The sequence below is a fragment of the Modestobacter sp. VKM Ac-2978 genome, from assembly GCF_026968025.1.
GTDB lineage: Bacteria > Actinomycetota > Actinomycetes > Mycobacteriales > Geodermatophilaceae > Modestobacter.
The window spans coordinates 21,009-39,927 of sequence record NZ_JAPVBP010000006.1 but is presented as its reverse complement, the minus strand read 5'-3'; the positions used below and the strand labels follow the sequence as shown (position 1 = coordinate 39,927).

Annotated in this window: 24 protein-coding genes; 12 read left to right on the top strand and 12 right to left on the bottom strand. The window is 73.7% G+C overall.

Annotated elements, in window-relative coordinates; genetic code table 11:
- The first annotated feature begins 28 nt into the window (after positions 1-28).
- Genes O2W53_RS15355 through O2W53_RS15335 form a run of 5 tightly spaced genes read left to right on the top strand, consistent with a single transcriptional unit; the run spans position 29 to position 4,645 of the window.
- The gene (locus tag O2W53_RS15355; RefSeq protein ID WP_269163928.1) at positions 29-979 is read left to right on the top strand and encodes an ABC transporter substrate-binding protein; all 951 of its coding nucleotides are present in this window, start codon (positions 29-31) and stop codon (positions 977-979) included.
- Positions 972-1,928 carry an amino acid ABC transporter permease gene (locus tag O2W53_RS15350; protein ID WP_269163927.1) on the top strand — a complete coding sequence of 319 codons (957 nt, stop codon included), beginning with the start codon at positions 972-974 and terminating at the stop codon, positions 1,926-1,928. The genes O2W53_RS15355 and O2W53_RS15350 overlap by 8 nt, the downstream gene beginning before the upstream one ends.
- Positions 1,925-2,722 carry an amino acid ABC transporter ATP-binding protein gene (locus O2W53_RS15345; protein WP_442929285.1) on the top strand — a complete coding sequence of 266 codons (798 nt, stop codon included), beginning with the start codon at positions 1,925-1,927 and terminating at the stop codon, positions 2,720-2,722. The genes O2W53_RS15350 and O2W53_RS15345 overlap by 4 nt, the downstream gene beginning before the upstream one ends.
- Positions 2,719-3,825 carry an aminotransferase class V-fold PLP-dependent enzyme gene (locus O2W53_RS15340; protein ID WP_269163926.1) on the top strand — a complete coding sequence of 369 codons (1,107 nt, stop codon included), beginning with the start codon at positions 2,719-2,721 and terminating at the stop codon, positions 3,823-3,825. The genes O2W53_RS15345 and O2W53_RS15340 overlap by 4 nt, the downstream gene beginning before the upstream one ends.
- A gap of 49 nt (positions 3,826-3,874) precedes the next feature.
- Positions 3,875-4,645 (top strand): hypothetical protein, encoded by a 771-nt coding sequence (locus O2W53_RS15335; RefSeq protein WP_269163925.1) that lies wholly within the window; start codon positions 3,875-3,877, stop codon positions 4,643-4,645.
- Positions 4,646-4,668: 23 nt separating this feature from the next.
- Here the strand turns inward: O2W53_RS15335 and O2W53_RS15330 are convergent, their stop codons facing one another.
- From O2W53_RS15330 to O2W53_RS15320, 3 genes are all read right to left on the bottom strand, one after another.
- Positions 4,669-5,010 (bottom strand): hypothetical protein, encoded by a 342-nt coding sequence (locus O2W53_RS15330; RefSeq protein ID WP_269163924.1) that lies wholly within the window; start codon positions 5,008-5,010, stop codon positions 4,669-4,671.
- Between the two features lie 75 nt (positions 5,011-5,085).
- Positions 5,086-5,754 (bottom strand): response regulator transcription factor, encoded by a 669-nt coding sequence (locus O2W53_RS15325; protein WP_269163923.1) that lies wholly within the window; start codon positions 5,752-5,754, stop codon positions 5,086-5,088.
- Positions 5,751-6,890 (bottom strand): sensor histidine kinase, encoded by a 1,140-nt coding sequence (locus O2W53_RS15320; RefSeq protein WP_269163922.1) that lies wholly within the window; start codon positions 6,888-6,890, stop codon positions 5,751-5,753. Before O2W53_RS15320 ends, O2W53_RS15325 begins: the two co-directional genes overlap by 4 nt.
- A gap of 179 nt (positions 6,891-7,069) precedes the next feature.
- Between O2W53_RS15320 and O2W53_RS15315 the strand changes: the two genes are divergently transcribed.
- Both O2W53_RS15315 and O2W53_RS15310 read left to right on the top strand, forming a co-directional pair.
- A complete protein-coding gene (locus O2W53_RS15315; RefSeq protein ID WP_269163921.1) occupies positions 7,070-7,972 on the top strand; it encodes an ABC transporter ATP-binding protein in 903 nt (300 codons plus the stop codon).
- A gap of 11 nt (positions 7,973-7,983) precedes the next feature.
- Positions 7,984-8,757, top strand: a complete 774-nt coding sequence (locus O2W53_RS15310; RefSeq protein WP_269163920.1) for a hypothetical protein — start codon at positions 7,984-7,986, stop codon at positions 8,755-8,757.
- Positions 8,758-8,818: 61 nt separating this feature from the next.
- On the opposite strand, the gene O2W53_RS15305 is transcribed toward O2W53_RS15310, so the two are convergent.
- Genes O2W53_RS15305 through O2W53_RS15295 form a run of 3 tightly spaced genes read right to left on the bottom strand, consistent with a single transcriptional unit; the run spans position 8,819 to position 10,634 of the window.
- Entirely contained in the window at positions 8,819-9,457 is a 639-nt protein-coding gene (locus tag O2W53_RS15305) for a hypothetical protein (protein ID WP_269163919.1), read from the bottom strand.
- Entirely contained in the window at positions 9,454-9,900 is a 447-nt protein-coding gene (locus O2W53_RS15300) for a MarR family winged helix-turn-helix transcriptional regulator (protein WP_269163918.1), read from the bottom strand. Before O2W53_RS15300 ends, O2W53_RS15305 begins: the two co-directional genes overlap by 4 nt.
- Positions 9,901-9,944: 44 nt before the next feature.
- Positions 9,945-10,634, bottom strand: a complete 690-nt coding sequence (locus tag O2W53_RS15295; protein ID WP_269163917.1) for a DUF4386 domain-containing protein — start codon at positions 10,632-10,634, stop codon at positions 9,945-9,947.
- Positions 10,635-10,727: 93 nt separating this feature from the next.
- On the opposite strand from O2W53_RS15295, the gene O2W53_RS15290 reads away from it, so the two are divergent.
- Positions 10,728-11,444 (top strand): TetR/AcrR family transcriptional regulator, encoded by a 717-nt coding sequence (locus O2W53_RS15290; protein ID WP_269163916.1) that lies wholly within the window; start codon positions 10,728-10,730, stop codon positions 11,442-11,444.
- Here O2W53_RS15290 and O2W53_RS15285 read toward each other — a convergent pair.
- A complete protein-coding gene (locus tag O2W53_RS15285) occupies positions 11,430-12,068 on the bottom strand; it encodes a TetR/AcrR family transcriptional regulator (RefSeq protein ID WP_269163915.1) in 639 nt (212 codons plus the stop codon). The two genes, O2W53_RS15290 and O2W53_RS15285, sit on opposite strands and share 15 nt — an antisense overlap.
- Before the next feature lie 80 nt (positions 12,069-12,148).
- Here O2W53_RS15285 and O2W53_RS15280 point away from each other — a divergent pair, with 80 nt between their 5' ends.
- Positions 12,149-12,556, top strand: coding sequence for a RidA family protein (locus O2W53_RS15280; protein ID WP_269163914.1), 408 nt, complete (start codon positions 12,149-12,151; stop codon positions 12,554-12,556).
- Between the two features lie 39 nt (positions 12,557-12,595).
- Here O2W53_RS15280 and O2W53_RS15275 read toward each other — a convergent pair whose 3' ends face one another.
- Positions 12,596-13,627: an aldo/keto reductase gene (locus O2W53_RS15275; protein ID WP_269163913.1), complete on the bottom strand. Its 1,032-nt coding sequence runs from the start codon at positions 13,625-13,627 to the stop codon at positions 12,596-12,598.
- Between the two features lie 87 nt (positions 13,628-13,714).
- Between O2W53_RS15275 and O2W53_RS15270 the strand changes: the two genes are divergently transcribed.
- Complete coding sequence (locus O2W53_RS15270) at positions 13,715-14,266, top strand: TetR/AcrR family transcriptional regulator (protein ID WP_269163912.1); 552 nt, start codon at positions 13,715-13,717, stop codon at positions 14,264-14,266.
- Positions 14,267-14,278: 12 nt separating this feature from the next.
- On the opposite strand, the gene O2W53_RS15265 is transcribed toward O2W53_RS15270, so the two are convergent.
- Positions 14,279-14,818 carry a CGNR zinc finger domain-containing protein gene (locus O2W53_RS15265; RefSeq protein WP_269163911.1) on the bottom strand — a complete coding sequence of 180 codons (540 nt, stop codon included), beginning with the start codon at positions 14,816-14,818 and terminating at the stop codon, positions 14,279-14,281.
- Positions 14,819-14,903: 85 nt separating this feature from the next.
- Between O2W53_RS15265 and O2W53_RS15260 the strand changes: the two genes are divergently transcribed.
- Complete coding sequence (locus O2W53_RS15260; RefSeq protein ID WP_269163910.1) at positions 14,904-15,785, top strand: alpha/beta fold hydrolase; 882 nt, start codon at positions 14,904-14,906, stop codon at positions 15,783-15,785.
- Positions 15,786-15,792: 7 nt separating this feature from the next.
- Here O2W53_RS15260 and O2W53_RS15255 read toward each other — a convergent pair whose 3' ends face one another.
- The gene (locus O2W53_RS15255; RefSeq protein WP_269163909.1) at positions 15,793-16,407 is read right to left on the bottom strand and encodes a TetR/AcrR family transcriptional regulator; all 615 of its coding nucleotides are present in this window, start codon (positions 16,405-16,407) and stop codon (positions 15,793-15,795) included.
- Between the two features lie 90 nt (positions 16,408-16,497).
- On the opposite strand from O2W53_RS15255, the gene O2W53_RS15250 reads away from it, so the two are divergent.
- Entirely contained in the window at positions 16,498-17,214 is a 717-nt protein-coding gene (locus tag O2W53_RS15250) for an SDR family NAD(P)-dependent oxidoreductase (RefSeq protein ID WP_269163908.1), read from the top strand.
- Between the two features lie 25 nt (positions 17,215-17,239).
- On the opposite strand, the gene O2W53_RS15245 is transcribed toward O2W53_RS15250, so the two are convergent.
- Together O2W53_RS15245 and O2W53_RS15240 are read right to left on the bottom strand one after the other, a co-directional pair.
- Positions 17,240-17,842 (bottom strand): hypothetical protein, encoded by a 603-nt coding sequence (locus tag O2W53_RS15245; protein ID WP_269163907.1) that lies wholly within the window; start codon positions 17,840-17,842, stop codon positions 17,240-17,242.
- Positions 17,843-17,973: 131 nt separating this feature from the next.
- Positions 17,974-18,867, bottom strand: a complete 894-nt coding sequence (locus O2W53_RS15240) for a DMT family transporter (RefSeq protein ID WP_269163906.1) — start codon at positions 18,865-18,867, stop codon at positions 17,974-17,976.
- Between the last annotated feature and the right edge of the window lie 52 nt (positions 18,868-18,919).

Here is an 18,919-nt window from a genome sequence, read left to right as displayed (position 1 = left end):
CGCCCGTCCCGACCTCCAGGAGCAGCCCATGTCCCGCACCCGCCTCTCCGTCCGCGCCGCCGTCCCGGTCGCGCTCACCACCGCCCTGCTGCTGGCCGGCTGCGGTGGGGGCGACGACGAGTCCGCTGCCGCCGAGCCGGCCGCCGAGGGCTCCACCGACTCCGCGGTGCCCGACACCAGCGACATCGTCGGCGGCGTCAGCGAGGACGCCGCGCTGGCCGAGGGCCTGCCGGCGGACCTGGCCTCGCTGTCCATCGGGTCGAACGTGCAGTCGCCGCCGAACAACTTCTACGCCGAGGACGGGTCGACCCCGGTCGGCTTCGAGGTCGACATCATCACCGCGATCGGCAACAAGCTGGGCCTGGACGTCGAGTACTCCGACATGGCCTTCGACTCGCTGATCACCGGCCTGCAGACCGGCCGGGTCGACGCCACGATCGCCGGGATGAACGACACCGCGGAGCGGCAGGAGTCGATCGACTTCGTCGACTACTTCGAGTCGGGCATCACGATCATGGTGCAGAAGGGCAACCCGGCGGGGATCGAGGCCAGCGCCGACCTGTGCGGCCAGGCCATCGCCGTCGTCCAGGGGACGACGCAGGAGGACTTCGCCGCCGAGCAGTCCGCCGAGTGCGAGGCGAACGGGGAGGAGCCGCTGGCGGTCACCGCGACCCCGAGCGACTCGCAGAACCAGACGCAGCTGCGCACCGGCCGGGTCGACGCGATCCTCAACGACCTGCCCACCGCCGTCTACATCTCCCAGACCGCCGGCGACGGTGAGTACTTCGAGACCGTCGACCAGGACCCGATCAACGGCGGCCCGTACGGCATCGGGCTCAGCAAGGACGACGCCGCGCTGCGCGACGCCATCCAGCAGGCGCTGCAGTCGCTGATCGACGACGGCACCTACGACGAGATCCTCGAGGCGTGGGACGTCACCTCCGGCGCGGTCGACCAGGCGACCGTCAACGGTGGCTGACCGCGCCGGCGCGGCGCTGACCAGGCCGGTCGACGCACCGGGGGACGGCGAGCTGCTGCCCCAGGTGCGGATCCGGCACTGGGGGCGCGTGGTCGCCGGGCTGGCCGTCCTCGCCGTGCTGGGGTTGCTGTTCCAGGCGATCTCGCGGGGCGACATCGACTACGCCAGCATCCCGGCGCTGCTCACTCAGGACGTGATCCTGGAGGGGCTGGTCGACACCATCGTGCTGGCGGTGATCGCCCAGGCCGGGGCGATCGTCATCGGCACGGTGGTGGCGCTGATGCGCACCTCGGCCAACCCGGTGCTGCGCTGGGTCTCCTGGGCCTACATCTGGGTGTTCCGCGGTCTGCCGGTGCTGCTGCAGATCCTGCTTTGGTACAACATCGCGCTGGTCTTCCCGACGTTCTCCATCCCGATCCCGTTCACCGACGCCTACCTGCTCGACCAGCCGGCGAACGTGATCATGACCGGCTTCCTGGCCGCGCTGCTAGGCCTGGGGCTCAACGAGAGCGCCTACATGGCCGAGATCGTCCGGGCCGGGCTGACCAGCGTCGACCGGGGGCAGACCGAGGCGGCCAAGTCGGTCGGGATGTCGCCGGCGAAGGTGCTGAGCCGGGTCGTGCTGCCGCAGGCGATGCGGGTGATCATCCCGCCGACCGGCAACGACTTCATCAACATGCTCAAGGGGACGTCGATCGCCTCGGTCATCGGCTTCACCGAGCTCATCCACGCTGCCAACGCGCTCTCCAGCCGCAGCCTCGCGGTCATGGAGACGCTGCTGGCCGTGGCCGTCTGGTACATGGTGGTGGTGAGCGTGGCCAACGTCGGGCAGTACTACCTGGAACGGCACTACAACGCCTCGATCCGGCCCACGGGCACCCGCGGGTCGGTGTGGGCCAAGGTCGGCGGCTCGCTGCGCACCCCGCCGTTCATGCGGGGCTCCCGGTGAGCGCCGCGATGGGCGAGGGTGCCGCCCAGGGCGAGGTGCTCGTCCGGGCCCGCGGGCTGCGCAAGCACTACGGGTCGCTCGAGGTGCTCCGCGGCGTCGACCTGACGGTGCGGCGCGGGCAGGTCGTCGTCCTGCTCGGGGCCTCGGGTGCGGGCAAGAGCACGCTGCTGCGCTGCGTGAACCACCTCGAGGCCGCCGACGGCGGCGAGATCTGGGTGGACGGCGTGCCGATCGGCTTCCGGCGCGACGGCGACCGGCTGCACGAGCTGCGCGAGAAGGACGTCGCCCGGCAGCGTGCGGAGATCGGCATGGTGTTCCAGCGGTTCAACCTGTTCCCGCACCGCACCGTGCTGGCCAACGTGACCGAGGGGCCGGTGCAGGTGCGCGGCGTCCCGCGGCGGGAGGCGGAGGCCTACGCCCGGGAGCTGCTGGAGCGGGTGGGGCTCGGCGACAAGGTCGACACCTACCCCGACCGGCTCTCCGGTGGGCAGCAGCAGCGGGTGGCGATCGCCCGGGCGCTGGCGATGCGGCCCAAGCTGCTGCTCTTCGACGAGCCGACGAGCGCGCTGGACCCCGAGCTGGTCGGGGAGGTGCTGGCGGTGATGACCGAGCTGGCGCGGGAGGGGATGACGATGATCGTCGTGACCCACGAGATCTCCTTCGCCCGCGAGGTCGCCGACCACGTCGTCTTCATGGCCGGCGGGGTGGTGGTCGAGGAGGGGCCGCCGGAGCAGGTGATCGGCGCGCCGCAGCACGAGCGCACCCGTGCGTTCCTGGCCCGGGTGACCGCGTGAACCCTGCCTACCTGTCCGCCTTCGCCGAGGAGGAGGGCTACCTGGACTTCGCCCGGGTCGGCCCGCCGTCCCGGCCGGTGGTCGAGGCCGGCACCGCGGCGCTGGCCGCGGTGTCGGCCGCGGGGCTGGGCACCGTCGACGAGCTGATGGGCGCCGAGGGCCGGGCGCTGGCCGCGGCGTCCCGGCTGCTCGGCTTCCCGCCGGGCAACGTCGCCTACTCACCGAGCACCTCGGCCGGCCTGTTCCAGGCGGCGTTCGCGGTGCGCGGGCCGGTGCTGGTCAGCCCGGCGGAGTTCCCGGCCAACCTCTACCCCTGGTGGCGGGCGGAGTCGGCCGGGCGGCTGGACGTCGTCCCGCTGCCGGTCGGGCCGGTGACGCCGGACGCCGTCCGCGCTGCCCCGGACGCGGCGGCGCTGGTCGTCAGCGCGGTCGACTTCGCCACCGGCTTCCGGGCCGACCTGCCCGGCCTGCGCGAGGTGCTGGGGGAGCGGCTGCTGGTCGTCGACGCGATCCAGGGTCTCGGTGCGGTCGACGTCGACTGGACGGCGGCCGACGTGCTGGTCGCCGGTGGGCAGAAGTGGCTGCGCAGCGGTTGGAGCACCGGGGTGGTCGCGGTGTCCGACCGGGCGCTGGAGCGGCTGGACCCGCTGCTGGCCGGCTGGACCGCGGTGCGGGACGCCACCGACTACGACGGCGTGGAGCACCCGCTGGCCGCCGGCGCGGCCCGGTTCGGCACCACCAACACCAGCCCGGTGGCGCAGGCGTGCCTGGCCGCGGGGCTGATGCTGCTGGAGTCCGCCGGGGTGGGCGGCGTCGCCGGCCGGATCGCTGCACGGGTCGAGGAGCTGCTGGAGCTGCTGGACCGGCGGGGCGTGGTGGTGACGTCGTCCCGGGAGCCGGCGGAGCGGGCCGGGATCGTGGCGTTCCGGGTGCCGGGCGTGGACGGCGCGGACCTGCACGCTGCGCTGGGCCGGGCCGGGGTCACCTGCACCCGGCACGGCGAGCGGGTGCGGCTGAGCGTGCACGCGACGACGACGCCGGCCGCGCTGGACCGGGTGGACGACGCCCTGCTCTCACTGGGTGCGGCGGCCGCCCAGGCCTGACGGCAGGTCCGGGCGGCTGCGGCACCCGTTCCTGCCAGGTCTCGATCCGGTGACGGTCGACGCCGGCGTCGTGCGGGAGTCGATCCGGTGGGCACTCACCGTGTTGCGGGCCGCCCACACGGGGAATGACGACCGCCACCAGCCGACACACGACGTCCTGGGCCCGTCGTGGCCCGGTGAGGAGATCGTCATGCGCACCTCCACCCCGTTCCGCTCGTCCGCCGTCCGTCCGGGTCGGCGCAGCCGGCTCGTCTCGGTGCCGGTCACCGGTGCGGCCGCGCTCGCCCTGGTCCTCACCGGGTGCGGCGCGGAGGGGGAGGACGGCGTCACCGCGGTCGAGATCTACAACGAGGAGGCCGAGGCCCTCGGGGAGAACGCGGGGGTCACCCAGGACGAGGCCGACTTCCTCGAGGAGGAGGAGCCGGCGGAGGCCGGTGCCGTGGGCGCCGTCGCGCCGGGTGCCTTCGTCGCCGGTGACGTGGGGATCCCGCAGTTGTTGACCGAGGCCGACCCCCAGACCGCGCTGGCCGGGCTGCCCGACGAGCCCGCGGTGGCCACGCAGGTCCCGGTGTTCGCCGTCCCCAACGACGAGGGCTTCTGGATCGGCACCGAGGAGGTCCGCATCTGGGTGCAGCTGACCGCGCCGGGTGAGTCCCCGGTGGACGTCAGCCCGGGCGATCGGGTGTCCTTCACCGGCGAGGTCGTGCCGAACGACGACGGCTTCGTGGAGGGGCTGGCGCTGCCCGCCGACCAGGCCGCCGTGCTCACCGCCCTCGGCCACCACGTGGAGGTCCCGGCCGGCGAGATCACCATCGCCTGAACCAGGGCAGTGGTGTCCGCCGGTCAGGCGGCGTGCTGGACGGGGAGCTGGTCGGTCAGGGCCTCGGCCAGGTGCCGGCCGCGGGGCGGCAGCGGCGGCGCGGCACGGATCAGCTGGACCGGCTCGGGCTCCGGCTCGGCCTCCGCGGGCGCGATGTCGACGACCGGCTCGGCCACCGGGGCCGCCACCGGGGCTGCCGCCTCGGGCAGGGACATCCGGACCGATGCCGGGTCCTCCGCGATGGTGGCGACGGCGGCCAGGCCGTCGGCGTGGATGCGCGCGATGGACGCCAGGACGGCGGTGGCCATCTCCTCGATGGCCTGCACGTCCGTGGCGGTGTGCTCGGCAGCCGCGTGGATGCTCATGTCCACCTCATCGGCAGCCCCGGGCCGCGCCGGAACTGGTTCGTCACGGCGTTCTGGTGATCTCCGGCCGACGGCTCAGTCCTCCAGCAGCCCGGCCTCGTGCGCCAGAATCGCCGCCTGGGTGCGGTTGGCCAGGTCCAGCTTGGTGAGCAGCCGGGACACGTAGGTCTTCACCGTGGCCTCGCTGACGAACAGCCGCCCGGCCACCTCGGCGTTCGAGTCGCCGCGGCCCAGCAGCGCCAGCACCTCCCGCTCCCGGTCCGTCAGCGTCTCGACCCGGCGCAGTGCTTCGGCCCGCCGGGGCGCGGACCGGCGGCGCACGTAGGAGTCGATCAGCGTCGTGGTGACCGCCGGGGACAGCGTCGCCGTCCCGTCGGCGACCGCCCGCACGGCGGCGGCGATCTGCCGGGGTGGGGTGTCCTTGAGCAGGAAGCCGGCCGCGCCGGCGGCGAGCGCGGCGTGGACGTACTCGTCCTGGTGGAAGGTGGTGAGCACGGCGACCTGCGGCGGCTGGGGCAGGGCCAGGATCTGCTCGGTCGCCGCGAGCCCGTCCAGCACCGGCATCCGGACGTCGATCAGCACGACGTCGGGCCGCAGCTCCCGCGCCGCCCGCACACCGGCGGCGCCGTCCCCCGCCTCACCGACGACCTCGAAGCCGCCGGAGGACTCCAGCACCGTGCGCAGGCCGAAGCGCACCAGTTCCTCGTCGTCCACGAGCAGCACCCGGACCGGGTCACCGGTCATGCCGGCAGCACCGCCTCGACCACGAAACCGCCGTCCAACCGGGGCTCGGCCGTGAGCCGGCCGCCGAGGGTGCGCACCCGCTCACCCAAGCCCACCAGGCCGTACCCGTCACCGGGCACCGGCTGTGGCGGGCGGGTCGGTGCGCCGTTGACCACCCGCAGGTGCAGCTCCTCGGGGCGGTGCTCCACGCTCACCTGCACCCGGGCGCCGGGGGCGTGCTTGCCGGCGTTGGTCAGCGCCTCCTGCGCGATCCGGTAGGCGGCCCGGCCCACCACGGGGTCGACGGGGACGTCGGCGACGCCGGTCAGGGCGACGTCCATGCCCGCCTCGCGCGCCTGGTCGACCAGCCGGGGCAGGTCCTCCAGGCCCGGCTGCGGGCCCAGGGGTGCGTCCTCGTCGACGTCCCCGGCGCGGAGCACGCCGACCATCTGACGCAGCTCGACCAGCGCGCGGCGCCCTGCGGTCTGCACCTGCCCGGCGAGCTGCTCGACCCGGTCGGCGTCGCGGGCGGCCAGCTCGATCGCGCCTGCCTGCAGCACCATCAGGCTCACCCGGTGCCCGACGGCGTCGTGCATCTCCCGGGCGATCCGGGTCCGCTCGAAGAGGACGGCGTCGCGGGCGAGCAGCTCCCGCTCGGCCTCGGCCCGCTCGGCGCGCTCGCGCAGGACCCCCAGCAACTGCTCGCGGGTGCGCTGCCAGATCCCCAGGGCGGCGGGGAGGGCGACGATCGCCCCGGTGGCGGCGGCGACGATCGTCCAACCCCCGACCGTGACCGGGTCGGCGGTGACGGCGATCGCCACGGCCCCACCCATCCCCACCCCGCCCCGGACCCACCACGAGTTGCTGTAGCGGCCGACGGCGTAGCTGGCCAGCAGCCAGGGCCCGGTGGGGGAGAAGCCGAGCACGGCCGACACGGCGCACACCGCGAAGGGGACCGCGGGTTGGGTGCGGCGGAAGAGGAACAACCCGAGGGCCATCAGCGAGGTGGCCACGGCGACGGCGCCCAGGTCCAGCGACGGGGCCGCGAGGGTGCCGAAACCGCTGACGATCATCACCACGGCCAGCCCGGCGAGGCCGGCCTCCAGCGCGATGCCGCGGGTGGTGAGTCCCGGCCAGATGCGCTCGCGGACCCCCATGGGTCGGAGCGTAGGTCGTGTCCGGCGAGCTGCGGGTCACCCGCGGGGCGACTGCCGACGTCCTCTTCCGGATGACCGGGTCGCACCGTCCGGTGCGCGAGGTGGCGGCCTCCGGCCGACGCGCTGACCAGGGGGTCCACCGCAGATTGGGGACACCACACCGAACCCCGGAGGCACCCATGATCTCGGTCAGCGGACTGACCAAGCGCTACGGCGCACGCACCGTCGTCGACGACGTCAGCTTCACCCTCGAGCCCGGCACGGTGACCGGCTTCCTCGGCCCGAACGGCGCCGGCAAGACCACCACGATGCGGATGATGACCGGGCTGATCCCGGCGACCGCGGGCACGGCGACGATCGACGGCCGGCCCTACGCCGACCTGCCCAACCCGGGCGCTCTCGTCGGCACCCTGCTCGACGCCTCGGCCGTGCACCCCGGGCGTACCGGCCCGGCGCACCTGGGGCTGCACGCCCTCGCCGTCGGCGTCGACTCCCGCCGGGTCGACGAGGTGCTGGAGCTCGTCGGCCTCGCCGACGCCGCCCGCCGGCCGGTGGGCGGTTACTCGTTGGGGATGCGGCAGCGGCTCGGCATCGCCGGCGCGCTGCTCACCGTCCCACCGGTGCTGGTGTTCGACGAGCCGGCCAACGGCCTGGACCCGGAGGGCATCCGCTGGTTGCGGGCACTGCTGCGCAGCTACGCGGCGAACGGCGGCACGGTGCTGCTCTCCTCGCACCTGCTCGGCGAGGTCGAGCACACCGTCGACCGGCTGCTGGTGATCGGTGGCGGGCGGATCGTCGCCGACGGGCCGGTCGGCTCGTTGCTGGGCGCCAGCGGCACCGCGGTCCGGTCGGTCGACCCCCGCGGGCTGGCCGACGCGCTGCGGGCCCGGGAGTTCCACGTGGAACGCCAGGCCGACGGCGTGCTGATCGTGGACGGTGCCGAGCCAGCCACCATCGGCGCCGTCGCCGCCGAGGCCGGGGTCGCGCTGATCGACCTGCATCCCGTGCAGCGCGGCCTCGAGGACCTGTTCTTCCAGCTCACGGAGAACTCCGGAGCTGCCCCCACCCCCGCTGAGCACTGAGGCGCCCCGACATGACCACGAGCTCGAACACGATGACCCTCGACACTGCTGCTCCGGTACGGCCCGCCGTCCGTCCGACCCGCGCCTCGCTGCCGACGCTCGTCGGCCTCGAGGTACGCAAGACCCTGACCACCCGCTCCGGCCGGATGCTCGCCCTCGCCGGGGTGCTGGCCGGACCGGTCGGGATGGGTCTGCTGGAGGCCAGCGACGACGCCTTTCCCTCCGTGGCCGGCCCGTTCGCCGTGGTGGGCATCATGACGGGGCTGTTGCTGCTCGCCATGGGGGTGCTGAGCACCGCCGGCGAGTGGACGCACCGGACCGCACAGACCACCTACCTGCTGGTGCCGCAGCGCGGCCGGGTACTCGCGGCGAAGGCCGTCGCGACGGCGCTGCTCGGCGCGGCCCTGACCGCCCTCTCGATGGGGGCGTCGTGGCTGATCCTGGCCGTGCTGGCCGACCCGAGCGTGTCCTGGGACGGCGCCGCCCAGGCCGCGCTGACCGCGGTGGGCGCCGGGGCGGCGTTCGCGCTGATCGGGGTGGGGGTCGGCGCCGCGACCGCGAACACCCCGGCCGCGCTGACCGGCCTCTACCTGACCGTGCTCGGGCTGGTGCAGATCATCCGGGCCTGGGACACGCAGGTCGCCGACGCCGTCGACCCGCAGCAGGCGGTGCTCCGGTTCGCCCGCGGCGACGCCGAGGTGGCCTCGCTGCTGACCCTGGGCGGCTGGGTGGTCGCCTCGCTCCTCGCGGGCTGGGTGCTCAGCAGGCGGCGCCCGGTGCAGTGACGGCAGTCCACCGGCGACGGCCGGGAACCGGTTCGCCGGCTCCCGGCCGTCGGCGTCGGGGTCAGCAGTGCTGCCGGACCGCCGCCAGGAAGGCTGCCGGGTCGTCGGCGAAGAGGCCGATCCGGTGCACCGTCGTCGTGCCTTCCGGGAGCCGCACGCTGACCGGCTGGTCGAGTTCGACGTCGACGTTGGTCCGGTCCTGCATCCAGAGGTGCAGGGTGACCGCGCCGGCGGCGTCGCGGGTGAGCCGCGGGGCCTTCTCCGCCCGGGTGTCGAGCCGCCGGGTCACCGCGGTGATCGCGGACCACGGCAGGGCGACGTCCACGTCGGTGGAGTACCGGGCGTGGATGCCGTCGGGGCCGACCGAGTGCGGCCGGGTCACCAGGGCTGCGAGGAAGCCGAGCATCCAGGTCACGCCCCAGATGCCGAGGACCAGCAGCGGCACGCGCACGACCGGCCAGCGGTGGACGACCAGGTCGACGACGACCAGTTCGAGGACCGACAGCACGATGAAGGTGACGATCAGCGGCAGCACCGCGCGGTGGTAGGTGAACGCGACCGCGCCGGCCGGCACCCGCGGACGGCGGAACAGGAACCGGTGGAGGCTCTGCCATACGCCGATCTCCATCGCGATCGCGCGGCGGGCCAGGTGGGCGACGAGCTGCCGCCCGGTCCGACGGGGGACGACGACGGCGGTCACGTCGGGCTCCCGTCGTCCATGAGCTCGTGCAGTCGCGCGGTCACGGCGTCCAGGTCGGCGGTGAACCGCTGGAGCTGAGCGGTGTCGAAGTCGGAGACCAGGTGCGCGGCGATCTGCCCCCGGCTCGCGACCATGTCCGCCATCGCCCGGGTGCCCTGTTCGGTCAGCGTCACCAGGGTGGCCCGCCGGTCGGTGGGGTGCGGTTCGCGGCGGGCGAACCCACCCTTCTCCACGGCGTCGACCAGCCCGGTCACGTTCCGCGGGCTGACCTGCAGGGCCGCGGCCAGGGCCTGTTGCGTGGACGGCCCGCGGTGGTGCACCTCCCAGAGCAGGTGCGTCCGAGCTGCGGTCAGGCCGGCTGGCCCCAGCTCCCGGGACATGTCCTGCTGGATGAGCAGGGCGATCTCCAGCAGGCGGTCGAAGACGTGCACGCCGTCGGGCATACCGTGACGCTACTTCACCGTGAAGCAACTTCACAGTCCCTTGGTCAGGCGGTGGTGAGCGCGCCGGCGTGAGGGAGTGGCTCGCGGTCGACCGGGCGGGTGAAGCCCTTCGCGATCAGCCGGACGGCGAGGCTCATCTCCCAGGCGGTGACCGGGATGGCGGCGACGAAGCGCCAGGGGCTCGTGTCCTCGTACAGCCCGAACAGCACCGCGGTCGACGAGACGAACACGAGTGGACCACCGATCAGCCCGAGGACGGCGATCCAGCGGGGGACCAGTCGGGAGCGGTGCATCAGCCAGGCGAGCAGCAGGCTGTTGACGCCGATGACGAGGCCCGGGCCGAGCAGGAACGTCCAGTCGTGCACTGCGATCAGCGCCCGGGCGACCTCGGTGCTGCTTCCGGCGCCGCGGAGGGTGACCAGCGACAGGGTCGCCGCGATGCCGGTGGTGATGACGGCGGCCTCGAGCAGCCGGCCACAGACGTAGCCGAGCGCCACGCTCTCGCTCTCCCGCTTGACCACCGGGTAGAGCGCCACGGCGGTGCCGATGCACGAGGCGGCGAGGACCACCTCGAGGAAGCCGCCGAGCAGCACCCGGCCGTCGGAGCCGGCACCCAGCACGTAGGCCGGGTCGCCGAGTGCTGGTTGGTACAGCGCCAGTCCGGCGATCGCGGCCACGGCCGCCACGATGAAGAACCACCCAGCCGCGGTGGCATTGCCTCGGTACCTGCTCATCGTCTGGCCTCCTGTCGATTGGTGTACGGCGTACACCTACGACGGAGAAGCTAGGTGTACGCCGTACACCTGTCAACGAGGTAGGTTCCGCTCATGGCTCCTCCGGGGCGGCGAGCGCCGCTGAGCACCGATCGCGTGCTGCGCGCCGCAGTGGAGCTGGCGGACGCGGTGGGCATCGACGCGGTGAGCATGCGGCGGCTGGCCCAGGAGCTCGGCGTCGTCCCGATGGCGCTGTACAAGCACGTGGCGAACAAGGACCAGCTGCTCGACGGGATGGTCGACGTCGTCCTCGGGGAGATCGAGCCGGCGGACCCGGCGCTGGACTGGCAGGCAGCCGTCCGCGCTCGGGTGCTGTCGGCGCGGCGGGCGGTGCTGCGGCACCCGTGGGCCCGGCAGGCGATCGAGTCGCGCACGCACCGGACGCCGACGGTGCTCGGCTACATGGACTCGCTGGCCGGCGCGTTCCGCCGCGGCGGGTTCTCCGCCGACCTGACCCACCACGTGATGCACGCGCTGGGCAACCGGATCTGGGGGTTCAGCCCCGAGCTGTTCGACGAGCCGCCCGCCGCCGATGCCGCGCCGCCGTCGGCCGAGGAGCAGCAGGCGCTGGCCGCGCAGTTCGCGGCGGACTACCCGCACATCCTGGAGATCGCCGTGGCGGCGACCGGCGGCGACCTGTCCGGCGTGGGCGCCGGCTGTGACGAGCAGTTCGAGTTCGAGTTCGCCCTCGACCTGCTGCTGGACGGCTTCGACCGGCTCCGTGCGCAGGGCTGGACCTCCGCGCGCACGGCGACGTCAGGCCTGGTGTGACCGCTCGTCGTCCGGGGCCGGGCGGTGCCAGCCCTGCTCGACGGAGCCGCGGCAGCGGTCGGGGTCGTCGCCACAGGCGGTGAACAGCGCGCGGAGCAGGAGCGGGCCGTGGTCGAGGGTCTCCCGCGGGAGCGGTCCGGTGGCGACCAGGGAGACCAGTCCGTGGCCGATGGCCCAGCTCTGGATCGCCAGGTCCAGCGGGACGACGTCGGTGCGGAACCGTCCGACGTCCCGGCCCCGGCGCGCGGCCTGGACCAGGTGCTCCAGGGTGGCGTCGGCGGCCGGCAGGTCCTCCAGGTCGACGCTGGCGTCGAACATCACCCGGTAGAGGTCGGGGTGGGTGAGGGCGTTGTCCAGGTAGGCCGCGGCCAGGGCGGTGAGGTCGCGCACCGGGTCGTCGGACACCGGCACGGTCGTGAGCCGGGCGCCCAGCCGGGTGAAGCCCTCCTGGCGCAGCCCCTGCCACAGGCCGTCCATCCCGCCGAAGTGCGTGTAGACGGCCATCGTCGAGACGCCGGTGCCGGCGACCAGGGAGCGCAGCGTGATCGGCTCGCGCGCCCGGAGCATCGCGGCGGCCCGCTCGATCAGCTGGGTGCGGACCGCCGGGTCCTTCGGGCGGGCCATGGCCGGAACACTACATGGCATAGCGATGCTATGTTCAGCGCAGCCCGGAGCGCCCGGGCGTCCGTGAACGAGGAGTCAGCATGTCCATCACCCTGGTGAACCCCGCAGGGCTGCCCACGACCGACATGTACCACCAGGTCTCGGTGGCGACCGGCTCGCGGCTGGTCTTCGTCGCCGGCCAGGTCGCCGTCGATGCCGCGGGGGAGAAGGTGGGCGTCGGCGACTTCGCCGCCCAGGTCGAGCAGGCCTACCTCAACGCGGGCACTGCGCTGGCCGAGGTCGGCGCCACCTTCGCCGACGTCACCAAGCTGACCTTCTACGTCGTCGACTGGACGCTGGACAAGTTGCCCGCCTTCCTCGACGGGGTGGCCCGGGCGGCGGCGCAGCTGGGCGCCACCTCCGCCGCGCCCGGGTCGATGATCGGGGTGTCGGTGCTGTTCGATCCCGACTTCCTGGTCGAGCTCGAGGTTACCGCCGTCCTCGACTGACCCGGGCCGGCGAGGTCGCCGGCCCGGGCCGCGGGACCGCTACCGGCGGCGGGCCGCCGGGGTCAGCGCGGGTGTCATCCACATGTTGTCCGCGACGTTGATCGTGTGCCCGGGCGGGACGATCTCGTCGATCCGGTCGAGGACGTCGCTGGACAGCTCGACGCCGTCGGCGGCCAGGTAGGACTCCAGGTGGTCCATCGTGCGCGGCCCGACGATCGCCGAGGTCACCGCCGGGTGCCGGACGACGAACCCGATGGCCAGCTGCACCAGGGTCAGCCCGGCCTCGTCGGCGAGCGCGCCCAGGGCGTCGGCGGCGTCGAGCTTGGCGGCGTTGGCCGGGTTCGCCGCGTCGAAGACGCCGGGGAACCGCTGGGCGCGACCGACCGAGCCCGGCCCGCTGACCTCCTGGCCCTTCCGGTACTTGCCGGACAGCCAGCCGCCGGCCAGCGGGCTGTAGCTGAGCACGCCCATCCCGTACCGCTGGGTCGTGGGCAGGACGTCGACCTCGACGGCGCGGGTGAGCACCGAGTACGGCGGCTGCTCGGTGCGGAACCGCTCGCGGCCGCGTCGCTCGGCGGTCCACTGGGCCTCGACGATCTCCGACGCCGGCACCGTCGAGGCACCGAAGGCGCGGATCTTGCCGGCGTGCACCAGGTCGGACAGCGCGCCCAGCGCCTCGTCGACGTCGGTGTCCGGGTCGAGGCGGTGCAGCTGGTAGAGGTCGATCCAGTCGGTGCCCAGGCGACGCAGCGAGTTCTCCACGGCCTCGGTGATCCAGCGCCGGGACATGCCGCGCTGGTTGGGGTCCTGCCCGAACGGCAGGCCGACCTTGGTGGCCAGGACGACGTCGTCGCGCCGGCCGCCGGCCAGCGCCTTGCCGACGACGGCCTCGGACTCCCCGCCGGAGTAGACGTCGGCGGTGTCGATGAAGGTGATGCCGGCGTCGAGGGCGCGGTGGACGATCCGCACGCCCTCGTCGTGGTCGGGGTTGCCGACGGCGCCGAACATCATCGCGCCGAGGCAGAGCTGGCTGACGGACATGCCGGTCCGGCCCAGGGGTCGCTGTTCCACGGTGTGCTCCTCGCGGTGGGTACGATCTGTCCGATGTGGACAGGCTGTCCACCTACCGTACCGGATAACCTCTCCACTTAGGAAGTCATGCCTGCCAGACGTGCCGACGCCGAGCGCAACCGCGAGCGGATCCTCGCCGCCGCGCGAACCGGGTTCGCCGAGCCGGGCGCCCCGCTGTCGATGGCCGAGGTCGCTCGCCGCGCCGGCGTCGGGATGGCCACGTTGTACCGCAACTTCCCCGGACGGCGGGACCTGCTGGAGGCGCTCTACACCGACCAGGTGGACGCCGTCTGCGCGGCCGCTGCCTCGGTCGACGGATCACCCAGCGACCGGTTCCTCTCCTGGGTCGACCACTTCGTGGGCTTCTTCGCCAGCAAGCACGAGATCGCCGCCGAGCTGCTCGCCCAGGCCGAGGGCCCAGGCCCGGTGCTGGACCGGAGCCGGGAGCGGGTGATGGCCGCCGGCCGGCCGTTGCTCGCCGCGGCGCAGGAGGCCGGCGAGATCCGGGGCGACCTGACGCTGGAGCAGGTGCTCGACATGGTGATCGCGGTCAGCGCGATCCACGGCGACCCCGACTACTCGCGGCCGATCCTGGTCGCCGCGCTCGACGGCCTGCGGGTCACCGGCTCGCGGCGCTGACCAGCTCGGCCGTCAGCCTCCGGACTCGGCGGCGGATGCCTCGGCGCGGGTGCGCTCGTGGTGCCGGCGGGCCTTCATCCGGTTGCCGCACGTGGCCATCGAGCACCAGCGAGCCCGGTTGGGCTTGCTGTGGTCGATGAGGAACAGTGCGCACTCGTCGTTGGCGCAGGGTCGCAGCCGCCCGGGGCTGGTGCGGCGCACGGCATCCCAGGCCAGCAGTGCCCGGACGGCCAGGGTGCGGGCCGGCGGCACGTCGGTGAGGCTCCAGCTGATGCCCTCGTCCTCGATCGAGGGCGCCAGGCGCAGGTCGGACAGCAGTGGTGCCAGCGACTGTGCACCCTCGTCCCCGCGAGCGACCGCCTGGAGCGCGTCGCGGGCGGCGCGGGTCGCGCCCTGTTCGGCGGCCGATCCATCGCCGCCCCGTTCCCGTAGCCAGGCTCTGCCGGGTTCGCCGTCCAGCAGGTCCCGCTGAGCGTGGTCGACGATCGGTGTCGTGTTCAGCAGCTCGAGCAGGAACGCCTCGTCGGCGGGTGAGTCGTCGACCAGCTGCATCTAACCTCCTCGGTTCGTTTGACAGGTTACACGCTGCCGTGCCAGCGTCTGTAACCACCAATCGAACCTAGAAGGGTTAGCCACCATGGCACACGTCCACCACCGCTTCGCCACCGTCGACGGCCGGCAGCTGTTCTACCGGGAGGCCGGACCGGCCGACGCGCCCGTCGTGGTCCTGCTGCACGGGTACCCGACCAGCTCGTTCATGTTCCGCGAGCTGATCCCGCAGCTGGCCGACCGCTACCGGGTGATCGCCCCGGACATGCTCGGCTTCGGGCTGTCCGACGCGCCGCCGGTGACGGAGTTCGACTACACCTTCGACGCACTCACCGACCTGACGGCCGGCCTGCTGCGCGAGCTGGGCGTGACCCGGTACGCGGTCTACGTGCAGGACTACGGCGCCCCGGTCGGCTGGCGGCTGGCGCTGCGCGACCCGGAGGCGATCGCCGCGATCGTCACGCAGAACGGCAACGGCTACGACGCCGGCTTCGTCGAGGACTTCTGGGCGCCGGTCTGGGACTACGCGCAGAACCCGAACGTCGACACCGAGGCGGCGGTCCGGGGCGCGCTGAGCATCGACGCGATCCGCTGGCAGTACCTGCACGGGGTCGCGGACGGGACCGTCGTCAGCCCGGACACCTGGCACCACGACCACGCGCTGGTCTCGCGCCCCGGCAACGACCTCGCTCAGCTGGCGTTGTTCCGCGACTACCGCACGAACCCGCCGCTGTACCCGGCGCTGCACCAGTACCTGCGCGACAGCCGGGTGCCCGTGCTCGCCGTCTGGGGAGCGGGTGACGAGATCTTCGGCCCGGAGGGCGCGCGCAGCTTCGCCCACGACGCCGTCGACGCCGAGGTCCACCTGCTGGACGGCGGGCACTTCCTGCTCGAGAGCGCCGGTGGCCAGGTCGCCGAGCTGATCCGCGACTTCCTCGGCCGGCGGCTGGCCGGAGCTGCGGCGCCCTGATCTCCGGTCAGGGGCCGGTGGGGGGCCAGTTCTGAAGAACGACGTCGGCCACCAGCTGGAGCTCGGCACGGCTGGTGCCGCCTGCGGCCTGGACGGCGATCCCGTTGGCCACGGTCATCAGGTACCGGGCGAGCAGCCCGGGATCGACGCCGGCCGGCAGGTCGCCGTCCTCGACGGCCTGCTGGAAGCGGGCCCGCAGGTGGGTGGTGCCCTCCTCTCGCCAGGCGGTGAGCGTGTCCCGGGCCGGGCGGCCGGACTCGCCGGCCGCCAGGGACCCCTGGACGCTCAAGCACCCGGCAGGGCAGTCCGGGAGGGTGCTGGCCTCGACCGCGCCGCCGAGGAACGTGGTGGCCACCTCGCGGGCGGTCGGTTGCCCCAGTGCCCGGGCGACGTAGGACGCCGGGCCCTCGGCGTACCGGGTCAGCGCCTTGCGGAACAGCTCCTCCTTGTTGCCGAAGGCCCGGTACATGCTCGTGCGGTTGATGCCCATGGCACGGGTCAGGTCGTCGAGGCTGGCGCCCTCGTAGCCCTGCGCCCAGAAGACCCGCACCGCGCGGTCGAGGGCCTCGTCGACGTCGAAGCCGCGCGGCCTGCCGATCGGTGCCGTCCGCTCGTCCTCCACCACTCCAGCGTACGTCTTCGGTACCGAGCGGTTCAGAAGTGCTACGGTCTCATTCGGTACCGCTCGATACCGAAGTCTCTGGAGGCAGCTGTGCAGAAGGTCGTGCTCATCACCGGTGGGACGTCGGGCATCGGCCTGGGGCTGGCCGAGGCCTTCCTGGGCGACGGAGCGGCGGTGGCCGTGTGCGGCCGATCGCGGACGGCGCTCGACAGTTTCAGCCGGGCGCATCCGGAGGCGCTGGCCGTCCAGGCAGACGTGACCGTCCCGGAGGCGCGAGACGCCGTGCTCGACGCCATCACCCACCGGTTCGGCAGGCTGGACGTGCTGGTCAACAACGCCGGCACGTTCGTCGAGCGGGACTTCGCCGCGGACGACGCCACGGCGGCGCTCGAGCAGGAGATCGACCTGAACCTCACCGCACCCATCCAGCTGACGGGTGAGGCGCTGCAGCGCTGGCCGGCCCTGGAGGCGATCGTGTTCGTGACGTCGGGGTTCGCCCTGGTCTCGCCCACCCGGGCCCCGACCTACGGCGCCGTCAAGGCCGGCCTGCACGGCTTCGCCGAGGGACTGCGCCGCCAGCTGGCACCTCGCGGCACGCACGTGCTCGAGGTGCTCCCGCCGACCACCGACACGCCCATGAACGCCGGCCGGGCCGGGCCGAAGCTGTCACCTGACGAGGTCGCCGCGGTGACGCTGCGCGCACTCCGGCAGCGGCGGCCGATGGCGCTGCCGGGCCAGACGAAGCTGATGCCGACGTTGCTGCGCATCGCGCCGCAGACCCTCGGGCGGATGGTCGCGAGGCTCTGACCGTCACGGACCGCCGTGAGCGGGGTCAGTCCGTGGCGTCGTCCTCGCTGTCGGTCCAGCGCTGCCCCCGGTCGCCCCAGCTGCTGTCCACCCGCTCGGTGATCCACGCCTCCAGGTCGGCCAGGCGCTCGTCGGCCTGCTCCTGGGTCAGGTCGCCGTCGGTGACGGCCTGGGTGACGCGCTCCTGCGCGGCCGCGACCAGGGCGTCGACCAGGGTGTCCACGGCCACACCCTGCTCCTCGGCCACCGAGGCGAGCGTGGCACCGTCGGCCTCAAGGGCCGTGCGCAGGTCCTCCTCCGTCATGCCCAGGGCCGTCGCCGCGGTCTCGAGGCCACGACCGTTGCCAGGGCCGCCATCCCACCCGCCGTGCCACCCGCCGTGTCCGCCGGCGTGTCCACCACCGAGGTCGGCCGCGTCGAGGGTGGCGGCCACCTCGTCGACCTGCTCCTGGGTGAGGGAACCGTCCGAGACCAGCCCGGCCAGTGCCTCGGTGATCCGGTCGACCCGCGATGACTCCGCGGCGGCGGGGTCGGTCGAGTCCGTGGCGGCCAGGGCAGGGACGGCGACGGCGGCGCCGCCCACGGCGAGCAGCCCGGCGGTGGTGAGGGTGATCAGCTTCGTGCGCACGATGGTCTCCTCCGACTCCGGTCAGGCGATCCGACCGATGCCCTCAGCGTCGGCCGAGCGCCTGTGCGCACCCTGTGGTCCCCATGGGCCTCGCCTGTCGAGATGAGCCCGGCGCCGCCCGCGCCGCGCGGTCAGCCTGCCCGGGAGGTGAGGCCGACGGTCAGCCCGGCGCCGACCACCGCGATGCCGAGCCACACCAGCGGTCCGGGCGCCGCACCGCCCATCGCCACGCCGACCCCGGCGGCGGCGACCGGGGCGACACCGGTGAGCAGGCCAGCGCGGGCGGTGCCCAGCCGGCCGACGGCGGAGTACCAGAGCACGAAGGCGACCGCGGTCATCCCGACCGCCAGGTAGCCCACCGCGGCGAGCTCGCCGCCGGTCAGCTCGGCGGCCGCCGTCGGCCCCTCGGTGGCGAGCCCGAGCACGCCGAACACCACCGCCGCGAGCCAGGTGGTGTGCACCGAGACGCCCCACGCGCCGTGCCTGGCCAGCAGCGGGACGGCGAGCAGGGTGAACCCGGCCTCGCAGGCCAGGACGACGACCGCCCAGGCCAGCCCGACGGCGTCACTGCGGCCCAGGCCCTGCACCAGCCCGGCGCCGACGGTGACCACCGCGGCCGCCAGCAGCACCCGCGCCTCGGGACGCCGTCCGGTCATCAGCGGCCCGACCACGGCGAGCGCGATCGGCACGCTGGCCACGGCCACCCCGAGCACGGCCGGCTCGGCGTGCTCGGACCCGCGCACCAGCGCCACGTTGAACAGCACCATGCCCGTGCCGACGATGCCGAGCAGCCAGGCCCACTCCGCACCGCGCGGCCTGGTCACCGACCGTCCGGCCAGTCGGGCGAAGCCGACCAGGATCAGGCAGGCCGCGGCGTACCGGAGCGACTGGGCGGAGAACAGCGGTGCGTCGGAGAGGACGGCGGAGATCGCCACGCTGCTGCCGACGAAGCCCATCGCGGTCGCCCCGGTGAGGACGGCGGTGGCCGCCGACTGCTGCTGGGGTGCTTCCGCCGTGACCGTCATGGCTGCCATGCTGCTGGCCTGCTGGTCCACCGTGGAGGGCCAATCACCGTCG